This window comes from Paraburkholderia sediminicola (genome assembly GCF_046026895.1).
GTDB classification, from domain to species: Bacteria; Pseudomonadota; Gammaproteobacteria; order Burkholderiales; family Burkholderiaceae; genus Paraburkholderia; species Paraburkholderia sediminicola_C.
The window spans coordinates 62,162-78,306 of sequence record NZ_JAQQEU010000008.1 but is presented as its reverse complement, the minus strand read 5'-3'; the positions used below and the strand labels follow the sequence as shown (position 1 = coordinate 78,306).

The window sequence follows — 16,145 nt, the reverse complement described above, 5'->3', positions numbered from 1 at the left end:
GAGGCCGACTATGCCCGATCACTCGCTCGCCGAATCGACGGGAATTTCAGACCCGCTGTCGTCCCTCTCCTCTCGTTTTGGCCGCCGGACTGCTCTCACCTTGCCGCTGTTTCCGCCGCCGCAGAAGAAACGCTCGTCACCATCGGACTCCAGCCCCGACACGGTCACGCCGTCCGGCATCTCGACGCTCTCCAGCACTTCCCCCGTTCGAGGATCGATCCTGCGCAGCTCGCTCGCGTCATCTTCCCAGGTGCCGTGCCACAGTTCGCCATCGACCCAGGTGACGCCGGTGACGAAGCGATTGGACTCGATCGTGCGGAGAATCGCGCCCGTTTCGGGATCGATCTGATAAATCTTGCGCTCCGGATACTGCCCCACCCAGAGGGTCCCTTCGGCCCAGGTGAGCCCCGAGTCGGCACCGCCGCCAGGCGCGGGGATGGTCGCGAGCACCCGGCCGGTGTTGGGGTCGATCTTCCGGATGCGGCCGCCGGCGATCTGGAACAGATGCTCGCCGTCGAAGGCCGTGCCCGCGTCCGCGGCGACGTCGATCGAGCGCAGCGCGTTGCCCGTCGCGGGGTCGAAGGCGTTCAGCCGGTCGCCGCCGGCAATCCAGACTCGCTGGCCGTCAAACGTGACCCCATGCACTTTATCGACATCCGGAAAGGGCCCATATTCACGGATGATTTCTGCCGCCGATCGCTTCATGTCGCCATCCTAATCACAGGGTAGTGGAGAGGGGAGTAACAAGGTCGTCGCGAATCCGGGCACGGGCGGCGTCGACCAACGCTGCGCTCGCCCGCGGCCGAACGACTGCACCTTGCCCGCCGCCGCGAGCGAGTCGAGTGCGCGCTGCACGGTGCGCTGACTCGCGCCGAGCACCAGCGCGAGCGCCGAACTGGACCACGACTCGCCGTCGGCTAGAAAAGCGAGCACTTGTGCATGCTCGCCGTCCACCGGCCGCGCGAGCACGACGACCTCGCTGGCGCGGCGCGGTATCAGCGCGAATCCGCGCCTGGTCGCGCTCACGCCGGCTAGCGTTCCAAGCGCCGCGCGCAGCCGCCCGAGTTCGACACGCAAGCGCGCGCGGTGCGATTCGTCCGCGCGCTTCGCCCGGAACGCACGCGCGACGAGGGAGTCCCTCGGCACGTCGTCGGGCCACGCTTCGCCCAACGCGCGGACAAGTGCGAATAGCACCGGCCGGCTGGCAAGCGAAACGATCGTGCTGCCGTCACGCACGACATGACGGCACGCATCCACGACGAGCGCTTTCGACGCCAGCAAGGTTTCGACCTCTTCGAGCAGCAGGAGCCGCTCCTCGCCACGCGCAATCAGACGCGCTGCTGGCGTGTTCAACAAGAGCATCGCACTGTCGACCTCCGCCAGCAGCGCCGGAATGCCGGACTGGCGCGCGGCGCGCTCGGCCCGTGCCAACGCCGCGCGCGCGGTCTTCGTGTGCAGGCGCCGCAGCGCGACGCCTGCCGCGACCAGTTCATGAGCGGCCCTCAAGGCCGGCGGGAAAAGTGTAGGGACGAGTCCGGCAAGCGCCCGTTCCGCGTCGTCTAGATGCCCGACCAGCAGCAGACGCCGCACCAGCAGATAGCGCGCATGCGCAGCGTTCACGCGGTCTCCGTGCGCTTCGAGCGTGGCCCGCGCCGCGTCGAGCACCTTCGCGGGCCAGCCCAGCTCGCGCGAGGCGAGCGCGATCTCGGCCTCGGCGACGACACATCTCGCGCGGGCCACGGGGTCGCCGGACCCGAACGCTCGCGCCGCGCTTCGCACGAGCAGCCTCGCCCGGGAGAAATCGCCGAGCTGCGCCATCGCGATGCCTCGCAGCGCGAGCGCCGCCGCGTCGCCGCGCAACGCGACCCGGTTCAACGCGCCGAGTGGATCACCCGCCGCGAGCGCTCGCGCCGCGGCCGTGATCAGCGAATCCATGGGTCATCCCAATCCCGCCACACTTGTCACTCCCTTCCGCCGGATGTCCGGTACTAATCTAGCACGACCATCAACCCGTACACGACGCCGTAGCGGGAATGGCTCGCACGGCGACGCCCAACCCATGGAGGAACTCATGATGACGACACACATGACCGGAACACGTGAAGAGTGGCTGGCCGCGCGGCGCGAGCTGCTCAAGGCGGAGAAGGAATTCACGCGGCGCGGCGACGAGCTGACGCTGCAACGCCAGGCGTTGCCGTGGGTGAAAGTCGACAAGGACTACCGGTTCGAGACCGATGAAGGCAACGTATCGCTGGCCGGGCTCTTCAAAGGACGCTCGCAGCTGCTCGTCTACCACTTCATGTTCGGGCCAGACTATAAGGCGGGTTGCCCCTCGTGCTCGTCGATCGCGGACGGATTCGACGGCTTCGCGGTGCACCTGGCGAATCACGACGTGATGCTGTGCGCGGTATCGCGCGCGCCGCTCGCGAAGCTGCAGACGTACAAGCGGCGGATGGGCTGGACGTTTCCGTGGGCATCGGCGGCGGGCGGCGATTTCAACTTCAACTTCAATGTCTCGTTCACCGAGGAACAGCAGCGCAACGGCGACATCGAATACAACTTCGCGCGCGGCGGCCACGCGATGGACGCGACGCCGGTGCCGCCGCCCGTCGCCGAATTCGCGGCCATGTCCGGCACCGACGCGGCCACCTACTCGCGCGAACGGCCGGGCGTGAGCGCGTTCATACTGGAGGACGGCGTGGTCTATCACACCTATTCCACCTACGCGCGCGGCGTGGACGCGCTGTGGGGCATGTACCAGTGGCTCGACCGCGCGCCCAAAGGGCGTAACGAGACGGGCATCTGGTGGCGCCGCCACGACGAGTACGGCGAGCGATGAAATCGCTCGCGCGTGCCGTGCACGCCGCCGTGGCCGTGCAGCGCTCGCGACGCGTGACATCCGACGCGGTTTTCGTCGGCGTGTGCGCGCTGTGCTTCGCCGCCAGCACGGCGGCGACGATCGCGGGCAGCGCGTCGATGTCGGCGATGGGCGAATTGCCGATGCCCGGCGGCTGGACGATGTCGAGGGCGTGGATGCCGATGTGCGGACAGACGTGGGCCGGTGTCGCCGCGTCGTTCGCCGGCATGTGGGTCGTCATGATGGTGACGATGATGCTGCCGTCCCTCATGCCGATGCTGTGGCGCTATCGCGAAGCGGTTGGCGGGACGCGCGTCGGGCGGCTCACCGTGCTTGTCAGCGCGGGGTATTTTGGCGTGTGGGCGATGTTTGGCTTCGCCGTTTTCGCGCTGGGCGCCACGCTTGCCGCGCTCGTGATGTGGTCGTCCGCGCTGGCGCGCGCCGTGCCGCTTGCGCTCGGCATGGTCGCGCTGCTCGCCGGCGCGCTGCAGTTCACCGCGTGGAAGGCTCGCCACCTCGAATGCTGCCGCGCGACACGAGGCCACTGCCGCAAGCTGCCGACGGATGCCCACGCCGCGTGGCGGCACGGTGTGCACCTCGGTCTCCACTGTTGCCACTGCTGTGCGGGACTGACGATGATCCTGCTGGTCGCCGGCGTGATGGATCTGCGCGCGATGGCTGTCGTGACAACGGCCATTACGTGCGAGCGTCTGGCGCCGGGTGGCGAGCGCGTCGCGCGTGTGGTGGGCGCGGTGCTGGTCGGCGGTGGGCTGTTCCTCGTCGCGCGCGGCGTCGTGACCGGATGAAAGCGCGGCAATTGCAGTGTCCTGGCGCCGCTGCGTTCGGCTACAGGAAGTGGCTCGAATGAATCAATCTTCGGGTGCCCATTGGGTTTCTCAAGCATCGTCAGCTCGAGGCCGCGGCCGGCCGGTCTCGATCCCTCCCGACATCCGGCATCCTGGGGGATTGCCCGGCAGTGCGAAATGTCGAACACACGTTGACCGACATCGCGAAATACGTGCTCAGCGAGCGGTCCAAAGTGGCGCTACCGGCCATTTCCAGATCGAGGCAACGGGCCAGCTTCGCATTTCGAGCGATCTCTACTCTGCGATACGTCCTGTGATCGGCTCGAAAGAGTCCACTGGGTCTAGTGGCTCGGCAGCTTGCGAGGCACAGCTGCTTCACTTATAAAGTCTGAGCCGTGCCTTGAAGCGGAATATGACCCGTCCCCGGTTTACGCAATCATGCTTACCTGACAGAGGTTCGTTCGATGCTGCGACGTATCCTCGCTTCGAGCCGCTACATCATGATCATTCCCGTCGTTGGGACGTTTGTGGGCGCGCTGGCGTTGATCCTGTACGAGTCGGTCGTGCTGTTCTCGAGTGTCATCTTTGCGATCCGCAACGGCCCCGTGGCGACCAAATCGGTGAAGATATTCGCGGTCGGGATCGTCGAGGCGGTCGATGTCTTTCTGATCGCTATCGCGGTCTACATCATCAGCATCGGCTTCTATTCGCTGTTCATCGATGACAAGCTGCCGTTGCCCAAGTGGCTCGAAGTCAACAACCTCGAAGACCTGAAGGGCAATCTGGTCAGCGTCGTTATCGCGGTCCTCGCCGTTCTGTTCCTGCGCGAAGCCGTCGCCTGGGACGGTACGCGTGAAATCGCGGCTTTTGGCGGCGCGCTAGCACTGCTAATTGCCGCGCTGACATTCTTTCTGATGAAGAACAACAGCCGGCGGCAATGATGCCGCGGTAGCCGCGCGGCCGGCCGGCTTCAGGACGTAACGATCATTTGAATTGCCATAGCGGCGCAGTACGCGTGCAAACAGCTAGGTGCTGGCGACCAGCAGTTCCTCGGCGTTGTTCGGCGGGCGCAGATCATCCGGTCTGCCGGCGAAATAGCGCTGCGTCAGATCGGCCGCCGACACATGCCGGGCCTCCCGGAAGCCGGCTTCATGGGCCAGCGCCAACATCTGCCGGGGCGTGAAGAAGCTCAGGAAAGGCGTGCCGCTCTCGCGCGCGCCCTTTTCCGCCATTTCGAGCCCGGGCCGCACTTCGGGGTCGGCCATCTCCAGCGGCAACAGAAACGTCATCGCGAGCGTAGAGCCTGGCGCGAGGTCCGCAACCTGACGCAGCGTCGCCGCGTTCGCCTCTTTCGTCAGATACATGCTGACGCCGGTGGAGACCACGATCGCCGGCTTGCTGTCCTCGAAGCCGGCAGATGCGAGCCCGTCTCGCCAGGTGTCTCCCGCCTCGAAGTCGACCGCCACGAAGCGTAACCCGTCCGGCACGCCGAAGCCAAGCTCGATCAGGCGCTGACGTTTCCATGCCTGCGGCCCCGGCTGATCGACCTCGAACACCGTGAGGCGCGACGCGATCTCCGGCCTGCGCTGCGCGAAGCTGTCGAGGCCCGCGCCCAGAATGACGTACTGTGTCAGCCCGCGGCCGGCCTGCTCCACGACCAGATCCTCGATGAAGCGCGCGCGTGCCACGATCGAAGCGCGGAAGGGGCGCGTGAATTGCGGGTCCATGTCCCCGCGACTGCGCCAGCCGTCGCCGGGCGCCAGCAGTTGCAGGCCGATTCTGTCTTCCAGCACGTGGGGCGGGGCATCGGCCTCGACATGCAGGGCGCGCCACAAGGCGACTCGCGCCGCCGTGCTGTCCGGCGCCGCATCTCGCTTGTCGTTCATGACTTTCAATCCTGTTTCTTCGTCGTTGGCAAATCGCGGAGAACGCTTTCACGACCATCCGCACCGAGCAATGCGACGAGGATATCATCTGAAATAGACAGTCGACCTCCAACAAAAAAGGCGGAGTGCGATGCACTCCGCCTTTTACTTCGGTTACCGAATCAAATTCCGGCTTGCGTTAGCGAGATGGTTTGCATTCCCGCTCGCACGCCCGGCGTTCAACTCCCTTGCAAGCGAATATCACGCGATGACGCGCCGACATAAACCGTCCCGCCCGGCACATACCGCCAGCCGTTGCGCGACGTGTCCCACACGCTCTGCATACGCGGCGTGACGGTGATGCGCACATGGCGCGCTTCGCCAGGATTCATGCCGATCTTCTCCCAGCCGACCAGCCGCCGCGGCGGTTCGCCGCTATAAGGCACGCCGAGATACACCTGCGGCACTTCCGCGCCCGCGACGCGCCCGTCGTTGCGCACCGTGAACGACACGTCGATCGAGCCATCATGGCGATGTGCAACCGACAGCCCCGAGTACGAGAAGTGCGTGTAGGACAGCCCGTAGCCGAACTCGAACATCGGCGTGATGTTCTTCGCGTCGTACCAGCGGTAGCCCATGTCCAGCTTCTCCGCGTAGACCGGATCGGGTTCGAACGCGCCGTTCTGCCCCCACGTCGGCGTGTCCTGATCGCGTACCGGGAAGGTGACGGGCAGCTTGCCGGACGGATTGACCTTGCCGAACAGCACGTTGGCGATCGCCTGGCCGCCGCCTTCGCCCGGATACCACGCTTCGACGATCGCGGCCACGCGGTCCTTCCACGGCATCAGCACCGGGTTGCCGCTTTCCACCACGACGATCGTGCGCGGATTGGCAGCCGCTACAGCGTTGACGAGCGCGTCCTGGTTCGACGGATTCGCGAGGCTCAGACTTTGCAGGTCGCCGAAGTCCTCACCAGCCGGCTGCGCGACGACGACGATGGCGACATCGGAGTGGCTCGCGAGCGCCGCCGCCTGGTCGATCTCCGTTTGCGTGTACGTGCGGAACGGGTTCTGCTGATCGCTATTGCCGGCAAAGCTCACCTGCGCCGACGGCGCGAGCGAGCGAATCGCCGCGACGATAGGCGTATTCAGCTTCAGCCACGGATTGGTCCACCAGCTGCAACCCGTCGATGTGCCGAACGTCAGGCCGCCGCAACCGGCAAACGCGCCGGTGACCGGATGGCGCGTATTGCCCGAGCCGCCGCCCGTCAGCACGGCCGCATCGGCGTGGCCGCCGATCACCGCGATGCGGGTCAGCGACGCAGCGGAAAGCGGCAACTGATTGTTGTCGTTCTTGAGCAGCACCATCGACTGTTCAGCGGTTGCCTGGACGAATGCGTTCGCACGGGCGAAGTCGATGCTCGCGCCGCCCTTCGCCGGATCGTCCATCACGCCGGTGCGGATCATCACGTACAGCTTGCGGCGCACCATGTCATCGAGACGCGCGGTCGACACCGAGCCGTTCGCGATCGCCTGGCGAACCAGGTCCGGCGTCAGATAGACGGTCGAGCCGACATCTTCTTCCTCGTCGAGTCCGGCGTTGATCGCCTTCGCGGTGCTGTGCGTCGCGCCCCAGTCCGACTGGACCTGCCCTTCGAAGTGCCAGTCGTTCTTCAGCACGTCGTTCAGCAGATGCGAGTTCTCGCACGCATAGTCGCCGTTGAGCCGGTTGTAGCTGCACATCACGCTGCCTGGCTCGGCGCGCCTTGCGGCGATTTCGAACGGCAGCAGATACAGCTCGCGCAGCGTGCGTTCGTCGATCTGGCTGTTGCCGCCGCCCCGGTTGTGCTCCTGCTCGTTGCCCGCGTAGTGCTTGATGGTAGCGATGACCTTCTGACTCTGCGTGCCGTCGGTGCGCTCGGCGAGCATCTCGCCGGCGAGCAACGGGTCTTCGCCGAGATACTCGAACAGCCGGCCGCCGCGCGGTTCGCGCGCGAGGTTGGTGCCGCCGCCGAGTCCCATGCCGAAGCCTTGCGCACGCAGCTCCACCGCGACCTGTTTGCCGAACTCGGACGACAGCCGGCGATCCCAGCTTGCCGCGAGTGCGATCGTCGCGGGGAAGGTCGTGCTTGCCTGCGTCGTGCTGCCGGAGCCCGTCGCGGAGTCGACCATGTTCAGATCAGGAATGCCCAGACGCGGCACGCCTTGAATGTAGCCCGCGCCGCCGCCCGGCACGGCGGACATCGCGTACTGCGAGTGAATGAACTGCAGCTTTTCGTCGAGCGTCATTTTGCCGACGAGGGAGTCGGCGCGCCGATGCGCGACCGCCGATTCGAACGCACTGAGCACGGCAGAGGTAGGCGCGAAATCGAGTGGAAAATTGGGCACTTCCGCACGGGCAGCGACGCACACTGTCGCCGCCAACGCGACGGCCGGCCATAGTTTCATCTGCATATCTGTGTCTCCGAAATTCTGCTTGGATGGGGCGATGCGACAGCGGAGCGCGTCGAATGGGTTGACAGCGGACGCGAGGGCCGGCGATGCAGGGTGACTGCGAAGACGGGGTGCCTGCCAGCAGGAGGATCGGGCCAGCCTGATTGGCTGTTAGCGATCCTCCGTGTGAGGCACTGTAAGAATGTAGTCTGACTACAGCATCGGTATTTTTACTAATACGCTATGCTTTTATGCTGAATAGCGGCTGTTAATTACAGCGAATGGCGGTTCAAAGCCTTGAATGGCATGCCGTCGATGCATTTAGCACCTCAATCACGGGAATCATCGCGAGATTTCATGACTTACGAATTCATTACCTCTGTTGCTTTTTATTACGAATATCACATTGATATTTTTATTAATCCGGTCTAATAGCAATACGCTCGCGGAATGGATGATTTATTGAATCTCAACGCCCGTATTCGGGCTCTTGATGCGCCGGCTTTTGTTGTCGGCGCGGGCCGGCCCGCGCGTTAGAAGCGGTAGCCCACGCCAGCCAGGATCACGTCCGTGTCGCGGCTATGACGCGTCATCACGCGATTCCACGTCAGACGCGCCGACCAGCGCTGTGTGACGCGATACGACGCCCGACACCGACATGAGTCCTGACAGAACGCCGTCGCCCGAGCCGCTGTTTTCGTCCGCATTGCCGTGATGGATCGCCGCGTAGACGCCCGCGCCGATGCCCAGCGTCAGGCGCTCGTCGAAGAAAGCCCGCGTCAGCCAGAGTTGCGCCGTCGCACCGTCGCGCCGCGCGGACAGGCCGCTGCCTTCGTGCAGATAGCCGTGGGTCGCGTCGAGATAGTGGGTCAGTGAACCGTCGGGCCATCACGGTGATGATCGGGGATATGTCCTTCGTTCAGCCACGTGATGCTGCCCGCGAGGTAACGGCCTAATCCTTCGGTATAGTCGAGCGCCCACGCGTAGGAATGGCTATGCTCCCCCGTCAACGGACCGGCGTACAGCGCAAGCTCCTGGGCGCACGTTCGGGCCGCTGCCGCGCACAAAGCCGCGGCGGTGATGAGAAGCGTGCAGGTACTCTTCATCGTCATGTTGCAGGCCCGTGGTAACGGAAAACGCACTGCCTGACGACCGGCGACTCTGGTCGTAGCTCGCTCGCACTCTGGCATGAATTCTCCCCAATCCCCCTTCAAAAATAAAACGGATTTGTCGTAATTCTGTTTGCGACGCAGCTTGTCTGCCGGCCTTCGCCCAACGCGAACTTCCCGCCGTGCGGTACTTCCCAGACGGTATGTTTTAACCGGACTTATTCAGGCATGGCGCATCTGAATAGCTCATTTAGAATGGGGTTTTTCCCGGCGTATTGGTCGGCAATAGGCGATTACATGCGGCTTGCCCCCGATTTCCGACGTCCGCTATTCGATCCAATTTGCATAATTGACGGCCACTTTATTGGCCTTTATTACACCGGTCCATGCATGTCCCATTGCAGCCCTGTACGGAATTTGCTCATTTACCGTGACATTAACGGCACCGTCGGTCAGAATTTGCGTGCATGCCGCGTCAAAGGCCACCACGTAATGGCCGAATCGCAGTGCCGCCGCATGCGTTGCTGTGCCGGGCGCAGCGTGCGAACGGGGAGCGACCGTCGGGACAAGAGCCGCTCTGGACATTCCAGGTAGATTGCTGACTCCGCACAAATGAGTACAACCAGATTACCGCCTTGGGGCATTCGCAGATTGGTGTCGATCCGCCCGCTGCTTGCTCAGGCATTCGTCCCTGCCGCACGCAACCTGCAATATATGCATCGCAGGATGCGCCCTTTCGCCATTGTTGCGATCGTCGGCTTCCCGCTTTATTTCTTCATCTGGCACCAGCTCTTTCCGCAGCCTTACGAGAACTTGCCGCTGCGGCTCGTCGGCTCCGCGCTGTTCATCCCCATCCTCTTTTCCGAGCGCTGGCCGGCACGAGCCAAAAAGTTTTTGCCCTATTACTGGTATGCAACGATCTTCTATTCGTTGCCGTTCTTCTTCACATTCATGCTGCTGAAGAACGACGGCTCCAACGTGTGGATCGAAAGCGCGTTGATCGCGGCCTTCGTGATGGTGCTGCTGCTCGACTGGTTCATGCTGCTGCTCAATTTCGTGATCGGCATCGGTGTGGCGTTCCTCGCCTACTGGCTGACCACGGATCCCGTCGTCCTCCATGCGGCCTATTCTGCACACCTGGCGATTTTCTCGTTCGCGGTCGCAATCGGCGTCGTGGCGAACTACGACATGGACCGCATCCGAATCGAACAGGAGCGCGCGATGCTCGCCACCGCCGGCAGCATCGCGCACGAACTGCGCACGCCGCTGCTTGCGATTCGCTCCGGCGCGTCGGGTCTTGGCCGCTATCTGCCGTCGTTGCTCGAAACGTACTCCATCGCGCAGCAGGGCGAGTTGCCCGTGCCGAAGATCCGCCTCGTGCATCTTCAGTCCATGGATGGCGTGCTCTCGCGTATCGAGCAGGAAGCCATTCATTCGAACGCGATCATCGACATGCTGCTCGCGAACGCGCGCTTCACCGGCGGTTACTCGCACGGCGCCACGACGTCCTCGATTGCGCAGTCGGTCAAAAGCGCGCTCGAACGTTACCCGTTTCGCGACGGCGAGCGCGAGCGGGTGCTCACCGACCTCGCCACGGATTTCTCCTTCCACGGTTCGGAAATGCTGATGGTCCACGTGCTGTTCAATCTGCTGAAAAACGCGTTGCGCGGGATTGCAAGCGTCGATAGCGCGCTGATCTCGATCCGTCTCGTGAGCGGCCCGCGCACCAGCCAGCTGCTGTTCCGCGATACCGGCCCCGGCATCGCGCCCGATGTTCTGCCGCACATCTTCACCCGCTTCTATACGTCGTCGGCGGGTATCGACGACGCCTCGATCGGTACCGGCATCGGCCTCGCTTTCTGTCGCGACGTGATGCGCGCGGTGGGCGGCGCCATCGACTGCAGGTCTGTCGAAGGGATGTTTACCGAGTTTGCATTGACCTTTCCCCGGCCCTAACGATGCACACGATCAAACCGTTCTATTTTCCGACCACGGTCACCTTCGTCGACGACAGCGCGACGTTCCTGTCCAATCTGTGCCTTCAGCTCGACCCGCAGCTCGCGTTCCGCCTGTTCAGCTCGCCGGGGGAAGCGCTCGAGTTCGTGAACAGCCGCCCGCGGCCCGGATCCTCGGACGAGCCGTTGTTCACACCGTTTCGTGACCGCACCGACGAGGATGTCGCGCATCAGGTGATCGCGTTGAGCGTGAACACGGTCCGCAAACAGGTTCACAACGCGCAGCGGTTTCTGGCGACGTCGGTGGTGGTAGTCGATTACGACATGCCCGGCATGAACGGGCTGGAGTTCTGCCGCCGCATGACCGACCCGGCGGTGCGCAAGATCATGCTGACCGGCAAGGCGGACGAACACATCGCGGTGCAGAGTTTCAACGAAGGCATCATTCACCGCTTCATCCGCAAGCAGGATGCGTCGGCGGTCGCGAGGCTCAATCGCGCGGTGCGCGACCTGCAGAATGCCTATTTCGACAACGTCTGCCAGTCGATCCTCGACACCCTCGCGGACTCGGAGTACGCGTTTCTGCGCGATGAGGCGCTGGCAGCACGGGTGGCCGAGCTGTCTAGTTCGCTGGGTATCGTCGAGCATTATCTGTCGTACTGCCCGAGCGGCCTGCTCATGCTCGACAGCGCGGGCAGCGCGTATCTGCTGATCGTCCATACGAGCGATACGTTGCGGGGTCTGCGCGAAATCGCCGTCGAACAAGGCGCGCCGGCAGGTTTTCTGAGCGCGCTGGATAGCCGCCGGAGTCTGCCGTACTTCTGGCAAACCGACGGCCATTACCCCGCGAACTGCGTCGCGTGGGAAAGCTACATGCATCCGGCGACGCGGTTCAGCGGCCACCAGGAGTACGTGTACGCAATCGTGCCCAACCCGCCGGGGCTGGATCTGAGCCACGTGCTCAGCTACGACAGGTACCTCGAACGGCTCGACGGCACCAAGTAAGCCGCGAGCAAAAGTCATGGAGTCCGCGCGAGCGGACTCCATGTCAAACTGCTTATCAGGCGGTCACAGCGGTCCTCTCTTCATGGCTCTCGCGTTTGCGTCTGCGCGACGACAATTCGTCACCGAGACGCCGCGTGGACGCCCACTTGTCGAGTTCGACCTCACTACGTATGTCGCGGCACACGCCCGCGATCTTTTCGACCTGGGCATCGGTCAGCGCCGCATGGATCGACAGGCGGATCAGCGCACGATTGCGCGCCGTCGCGGGCGCACAGAACACCGAGCCGAAAATACCGCGCGACTCCAGCGCGTCGCGCAACACGATCGTGCGCTGCTCCGTGCCCGCTTCGAGTGCGATGATCTGACTCTCGCTGCCGTTCAGGTTGTACCCCAGTTCCGTCAGCCGCTGCCTCAACCACGCGGCACTCGACATGAGTCTCGCGCGGCGTTCGTCAGCGCATTCGATCACCGAGAGAGTTGCGTCGAGCCCGCTGATCTCATGCGGCAAGAGCGTCGAGCTGAAGATCGCGGGATTCGACTCGAACTTGAAGTACTCCTGGAACTCGAGCGGACAGGTGATGAAGCCCGCGCGACCGGCGAACGCCTTCGCGAGACTGGCGGTACGAAACGCGACGCGCGACTCCAGCCCGAGTGCGACTACCAGCCCAGCGCCGCGCGGACCGTGCGTGCCGAGCGAATGCGACTCGTCGACGACGAACACGCAGCGGTACCGGTCGCAGATATCGGCGATGTCGGCGAGCCGGCAAACGCCGCCGGTCGTGCTGTACACCGAGTCGACCAGCACCACGCCCTGCCCATACCGCCCGATCTGCTGTTCCAGATGCGCGACGTCGTTATGCCGGAACGCGACCGGCACCGCGCCCGCACTGCGAATGCCTTCCCATAACGACATGTGCGCCATCATGTCGACATAGACCGGCGTCTGCGCCGACGCAATCGACTGGATCAGCCCGGTGTTCGCCGCATAGCCGGACTGGCACAAGACGCCTGCCTCCGCGTGCATGAACGTGGCCAGCCGGTTTTCGAACTGCAGCTGCGGGCAGTCGCCGTGCAGGAAGATGCCCGACATCAACAGGCCGTTGCCGTTCTCCAGCAGCGTGTCAGCCATGCTGCCGATAATGTCCGGGTGCCGGGCGATCGCGAGATAGTCGTTGCTCGACAGATGCAGCGCATCGGCCCCAGCCGTGCGGCCGCGCATGATATGCCCTCCGCCCCAGGTCTCCTGCACGCGCTCGCGGTAATAGCGTTCGACACGCGTTGCGACGAAAGCCGGCAATGCCGGCCGGCCATGCCTCTGTGCAGTCAGATCATGTACGTTTTTCATTCTTGGCTCCATATGGTTAGCTGCCGTAGCGGACAGCGGGTCCATAGTGAGCCCGTCATTTATGGCTTGTGTGGAAACTCAGGCAAGTTATGCGTAATGGGTCATGTGGTCGTTTCAATGCGACGTCGGGCAGGCTGCGCGACTGTATTCCAGCCGCGCGAGGCGTTATTTCCTGATCACCGTCCTCACTCGTACCGCACTCTTTCTGCACTCGGCGCACAGGCCGAACACCACCAGTTGTCGTCCGGACACCTCGAACTCGAAGCTGTCCGCGACGGCCTGCTGGCGCTTCTCGATCTCGGCGTCGAAAAACTCGCGGATCGCGCCGCACGCCGTGCACACCAGATGATCGTGCTGCTTGCCGTCGTTCAGTTCGTAGACCATTCGTCCGTCGCCGAAGCTACGCCGTGCAGTAGTTTCGCGTCCACCAGCAGCCCGAGCGCCCGGTAGAGGGTGCCCAGACTCAAATTGCGCACGTCCTCGTTCAGACGTTTGTAGAGATGCTCGGCGGTGAAGTGCTCGTGCGCGTGCTGCTGGAAGAGCTCCAGCAGGGAGACGCGGGGAAACGTAGGCCGCAAACCGGCATGCTCCAGGATTCGGTGAGTGTTCATGAATGTGATGGCAACGCCAAACAGGCGGTTGGACGTACCTGGGCCGCCTGTCGATGCGAGGAAGTGTCGGGAAGGCTGTCGCCCCGCGTGGCGGGGCGATCTGCGAGTGGCAAAACTATGTGAGCGACGTGCTTAAGAGAACCTTAAGTCCGAGGTCGAATGACAACGAACCAGTTCGAACAAGGGTTTCGAGCAAACTCCTGATTTTCCTAAGGATAAATGGTTCGCGTGGGAGCACGACGGATCAGTTCATTAAGCCGCCAGATGGTAGCTAGACTGGTAGCTGGAGGGCTCACATAATCCGCGTGCCGACACGCCGGAATTAATCGAAATGGCGCGTCGATCGATCTACTACGGCGCGTCCGTGCCTAGCTCGAGGCGTATCTCCTGGATAGCCACCGCATCGCCTCTCGGCGAGACGGCAGCATTGATACGCACGAACGAAACCACGATCTGGGGCAGTTTGGTCACACCTTGCTGGGCCAGCAGATCGGTCACGTCGTAGTCGATCATATTCTTGCCGTGATGGGCCGCGGTCGAAATCTGGAAAGCGCCGAGCGTGCCGACGAAGTATTGCCCCTTGACGGCATCCACATCTCCGGTGGCGGGCAAATTGAGATACACGTTGTAGAAGAACCCGCCGGCTTTCGCTGCCTGAGCAATTTTCACCCCATCGAGAACGAGCTTCACATATGGGAAGGACTTCGCGGTCGGGGTCACGGCCTGTGAACTCGCCGGTGCCGCTGTGGACGACTCGCTCAGACCCACCGCCGGCGAAGACACGAGCACATCCTGCAGCGTTGTCGTGCTGGCTGCCTGAAGCGGAATGACGGCGCTCACGGAGCTAGCGCCCAGCGACACGCCCCTGACGCCCCCCAACGACTCGCGCGTGGAGGACACGCTGCGCGGCGGGGTCATCGTCAATGTGGCGAGTGGCGGACGCGCCTGGATCGCCATGGTCTGAGCCTGCACGCGCATAATCCTCCCTTCTTGTGCCTGTGGCGGCAGTGCGGTCGGCGTCGTGTCGTTGGCATAGTCGTAGCCCAGCCCCGTCGTCGTGCGTGTACGCGACTTCGCCATTGTCAGACCGCCTGCGTATGTGAAGCTACCGTTCCAGTAACTAGTGCCCGCCGCAGGTACTTTGCTCGTCGATCGCCGCGACCACGCGTTCCACAAGCGGTCGAGATTGCAATGATGCAAATAGAAAATCGGATCTACCGGGGCCGTCGAGATGTCGCCCATATAGCTGCCGATGATGTCGTGTACAGGATTGTGCGGCGCGTTCTCCAGCGCGGGTTCGAATGCGTTGCTCAGGCCGCGCTGAAAGTTTGTCACACCTGACCCGAACGGACTCAGATCGAGCGCCTGATATACGTTTGTGTTCACTCGCGAAACGTAGAGCGGATTGCCACTGGCAGGATCCGTGAATTCGGACGGAATGACGGGATACGTGTAGTAATCCCAGTAGGGGAGAACGAGGCGACTATCGCCCGATACGGTCCTCAACTGCTGCTCGAAATAATAGATATACCCGCGATGCCACGTCAGAAAATTCGCTACACTGTGGGGGCAATAATTGAGGTGAACGTTAACCCAGTACTGCCAGGAATTAGGCTGACTGGAATTGCTGGTGTTTTTCATCGTGCGAACCGCGTTCAGAAACGACGCATAGTGCGGAGTCGTCTTGAACGCTTGCCACTCAAGCCTGATGACGGTGGGCGTCGCTCCGATGCTTAGCTTGGGGAGTGATGCGAGTGCGATTGCCGACGCGGTTCCCTTGACGAAGGCGCGCCGCGTGAATGAAGCGGAAGCCATAGCTACTCCCCTGACGATAAGAGGAAAAGAGCAGGCGGTTTTGGGTCCGGCGCATTGTCGTTACCGTCAAACGACGGACTGGCTGCCTGACATGCAGTCACGAAGTATGGTTTAGTTCTCGAAAGATTCAACCTGACTTCTGAAGGCATCCGGCTTCTTGTGTGCGCTAGCGCACATATTTGTCTATGAAGTATAGGCACGTTTTCTGCGGGGAGACGTCCGCTTTTGAAACTGACAGGCACACTCTGCTCGGTTTGGCCATGGCGTGCGCAGCCTGTTTATCGGACGCTACACACGGGCATGGCGGCCCGGAAGTGTCTACTACGTTCCCTGGAAGCGTCGGCG

11 protein-coding genes and 2 pseudogenes are annotated in these 16,145 nt (G+C 63.0%); 5 read left to right on the top strand and 8 right to left on the bottom strand.

Annotated features, from left to right (window positions below; all coding sequences use genetic code 11):
• Window positions 1–18: 18 nt before the first annotated feature.
• Window positions 19–705: a Vgb family protein gene (locus PQR02_RS08150; protein ID WP_408228095.1), complete on the bottom strand. Its 687-nt coding sequence runs from the start codon at window positions 703–705 to the stop codon at window positions 19–21.
• A 9-nt stretch (window positions 706–714) separates the two neighbouring features.
• A complete protein-coding gene (locus tag PQR02_RS08145) occupies window positions 715–1,935 on the bottom strand; it encodes a helix-turn-helix domain-containing protein (RefSeq protein WP_408228092.1) in 1,221 nt (406 codons plus the stop codon).
• A 139-nt stretch (window positions 1,936–2,074) separates the two neighbouring features.
• Between PQR02_RS08145 and PQR02_RS08140 the strand changes: the two genes are divergently transcribed.
• The 3 genes from PQR02_RS08140 (at window position 2,075) to PQR02_RS08130 (ending at window position 4,604) form a co-directional block, all read left to right on the top strand.
• Complete coding sequence (locus PQR02_RS08140) at window positions 2,075–2,839, top strand: DUF899 domain-containing protein (protein WP_408228404.1); 765 nt, start codon at window positions 2,075–2,077, stop codon at window positions 2,837–2,839.
• Complete coding sequence (locus PQR02_RS08135; protein ID WP_408228089.1) at window positions 2,836–3,663, top strand: DUF2182 domain-containing protein; 828 nt, start codon at window positions 2,836–2,838, stop codon at window positions 3,661–3,663. The genes PQR02_RS08140 and PQR02_RS08135 overlap by 4 nt, the downstream gene beginning before the upstream one ends.
• 464 nt (window positions 3,664–4,127) lie before the next feature.
• Window positions 4,128–4,604, top strand: coding sequence for a YqhA family protein (locus PQR02_RS08130; RefSeq protein ID WP_408228086.1), 477 nt, complete (start codon window positions 4,128–4,130; stop codon window positions 4,602–4,604).
• A gap of 84 nt (window positions 4,605–4,688) precedes the next feature.
• On the opposite strand, the gene PQR02_RS08125 is transcribed toward PQR02_RS08130, so the two are convergent.
• From PQR02_RS08125 to PQR02_RS08115, 3 genes and pseudogenes are all read right to left on the bottom strand, one after another.
• Window positions 4,689–5,549, bottom strand: coding sequence for a class I SAM-dependent methyltransferase (locus PQR02_RS08125; RefSeq protein WP_408228083.1), 861 nt, complete (start codon window positions 5,547–5,549; stop codon window positions 4,689–4,691).
• 218 nt (window positions 5,550–5,767) lie between these two features.
• Window positions 5,768–7,981, bottom strand: a complete 2,214-nt coding sequence (locus tag PQR02_RS08120; RefSeq protein WP_408228080.1) for a beta-glucosidase — start codon at window positions 7,979–7,981, stop codon at window positions 5,768–5,770.
• Window positions 7,982–8,493: 512 nt separating this feature from the next.
• Window positions 8,494–9,066: pseudogene (locus tag PQR02_RS08115) on the bottom strand (hypothetical protein).
• 729 nt (window positions 9,067–9,795) lie between these two features.
• On the opposite strand from PQR02_RS08115, the gene PQR02_RS08110 reads away from it, so the two are divergent.
• Together PQR02_RS08110 and PQR02_RS08105 are read left to right on the top strand one after the other, a co-directional pair.
• Window positions 9,796–11,025, top strand: a complete 1,230-nt coding sequence (locus PQR02_RS08110) for a sensor histidine kinase (RefSeq protein ID WP_408228077.1) — start codon at window positions 9,796–9,798, stop codon at window positions 11,023–11,025.
• A 2-nt stretch (window positions 11,026–11,027) separates the two neighbouring features.
• Window positions 11,028–12,029 carry a response regulator gene (locus PQR02_RS08105; RefSeq protein ID WP_408228074.1) on the top strand — a complete coding sequence of 334 codons (1,002 nt, stop codon included), beginning with the start codon at window positions 11,028–11,030 and terminating at the stop codon, window positions 12,027–12,029.
• Between the two features lie 55 nt (window positions 12,030–12,084).
• Here the strand turns inward: PQR02_RS08105 and cqsA are convergent, their stop codons facing one another.
• From cqsA to PQR02_RS08090, 3 genes and pseudogenes are all read right to left on the bottom strand, one after another.
• Window positions 12,085–13,374 (bottom strand): alpha-hydroxyketone-type quorum-sensing autoinducer synthase, encoded by a 1,290-nt coding sequence (cqsA, locus tag PQR02_RS08100; protein WP_408228071.1) that lies wholly within the window; start codon window positions 13,372–13,374, stop codon window positions 12,085–12,087.
• A 165-nt stretch (window positions 13,375–13,539) separates the two neighbouring features.
• Window positions 13,540–13,985, bottom strand: a pseudogene (locus PQR02_RS08095) (Fur family transcriptional regulator).
• A 351-nt stretch (window positions 13,986–14,336) separates the two neighbouring features.
• Window positions 14,337–15,800 carry a tyrosinase family protein gene (locus PQR02_RS08090; RefSeq protein ID WP_408228068.1) on the bottom strand — a complete coding sequence of 488 codons (1,464 nt, stop codon included), beginning with the start codon at window positions 15,798–15,800 and terminating at the stop codon, window positions 14,337–14,339.
• Window positions 15,801–16,145 lie beyond the last annotated feature (345 nt).

Coding starts and splice junctions, on each gene's coding strand:
- PQR02_RS08150 (WP_408228095.1), bottom strand. CDS start 705: ATGAAGCGATCGGCGGCAGAAATCATCCGTGAATATGGGCCCTTTCCG.
- PQR02_RS08145 (WP_408228092.1), bottom strand. CDS start 1,935: ATGGATTCGCTGATCACGGCCGCGGCGCGAGCGCTCGCGGCGGGTGAT.
- PQR02_RS08140 (WP_408228404.1), top strand. CDS start 2,075: ATGACGACACACATGACCGGAACACGTGAAGAGTGGCTGGCCGCGCGG.
- PQR02_RS08135 (WP_408228089.1), top strand. CDS start 2,836: ATGAAATCGCTCGCGCGTGCCGTGCACGCCGCCGTGGCCGTGCAGCGC.
- PQR02_RS08130 (WP_408228086.1), top strand. CDS start 4,128: ATGCTGCGACGTATCCTCGCTTCGAGCCGCTACATCATGATCATTCCC.
- PQR02_RS08125 (WP_408228083.1), bottom strand. CDS start 5,549: ATGAACGACAAGCGAGATGCGGCGCCGGACAGCACGGCGGCGCGAGTC.
- PQR02_RS08120 (WP_408228080.1), bottom strand. CDS start 7,981: ATGCAGATGAAACTATGGCCGGCCGTCGCGTTGGCGGCGACAGTGTGC.
- PQR02_RS08110 (WP_408228077.1), top strand. CDS start 9,796: ATGCGCCCTTTCGCCATTGTTGCGATCGTCGGCTTCCCGCTTTATTTC.
- PQR02_RS08105 (WP_408228074.1), top strand. CDS start 11,028: ATGCACACGATCAAACCGTTCTATTTTCCGACCACGGTCACCTTCGTC.
- cqsA (WP_408228071.1), bottom strand. CDS start 13,374: ATGAAAAACGTACATGATCTGACTGCACAGAGGCATGGCCGGCCGGCA.
- PQR02_RS08090 (WP_408228068.1), bottom strand. CDS start 15,800: ATGGCTTCCGCTTCATTCACGCGGCGCGCCTTCGTCAAGGGAACCGCG.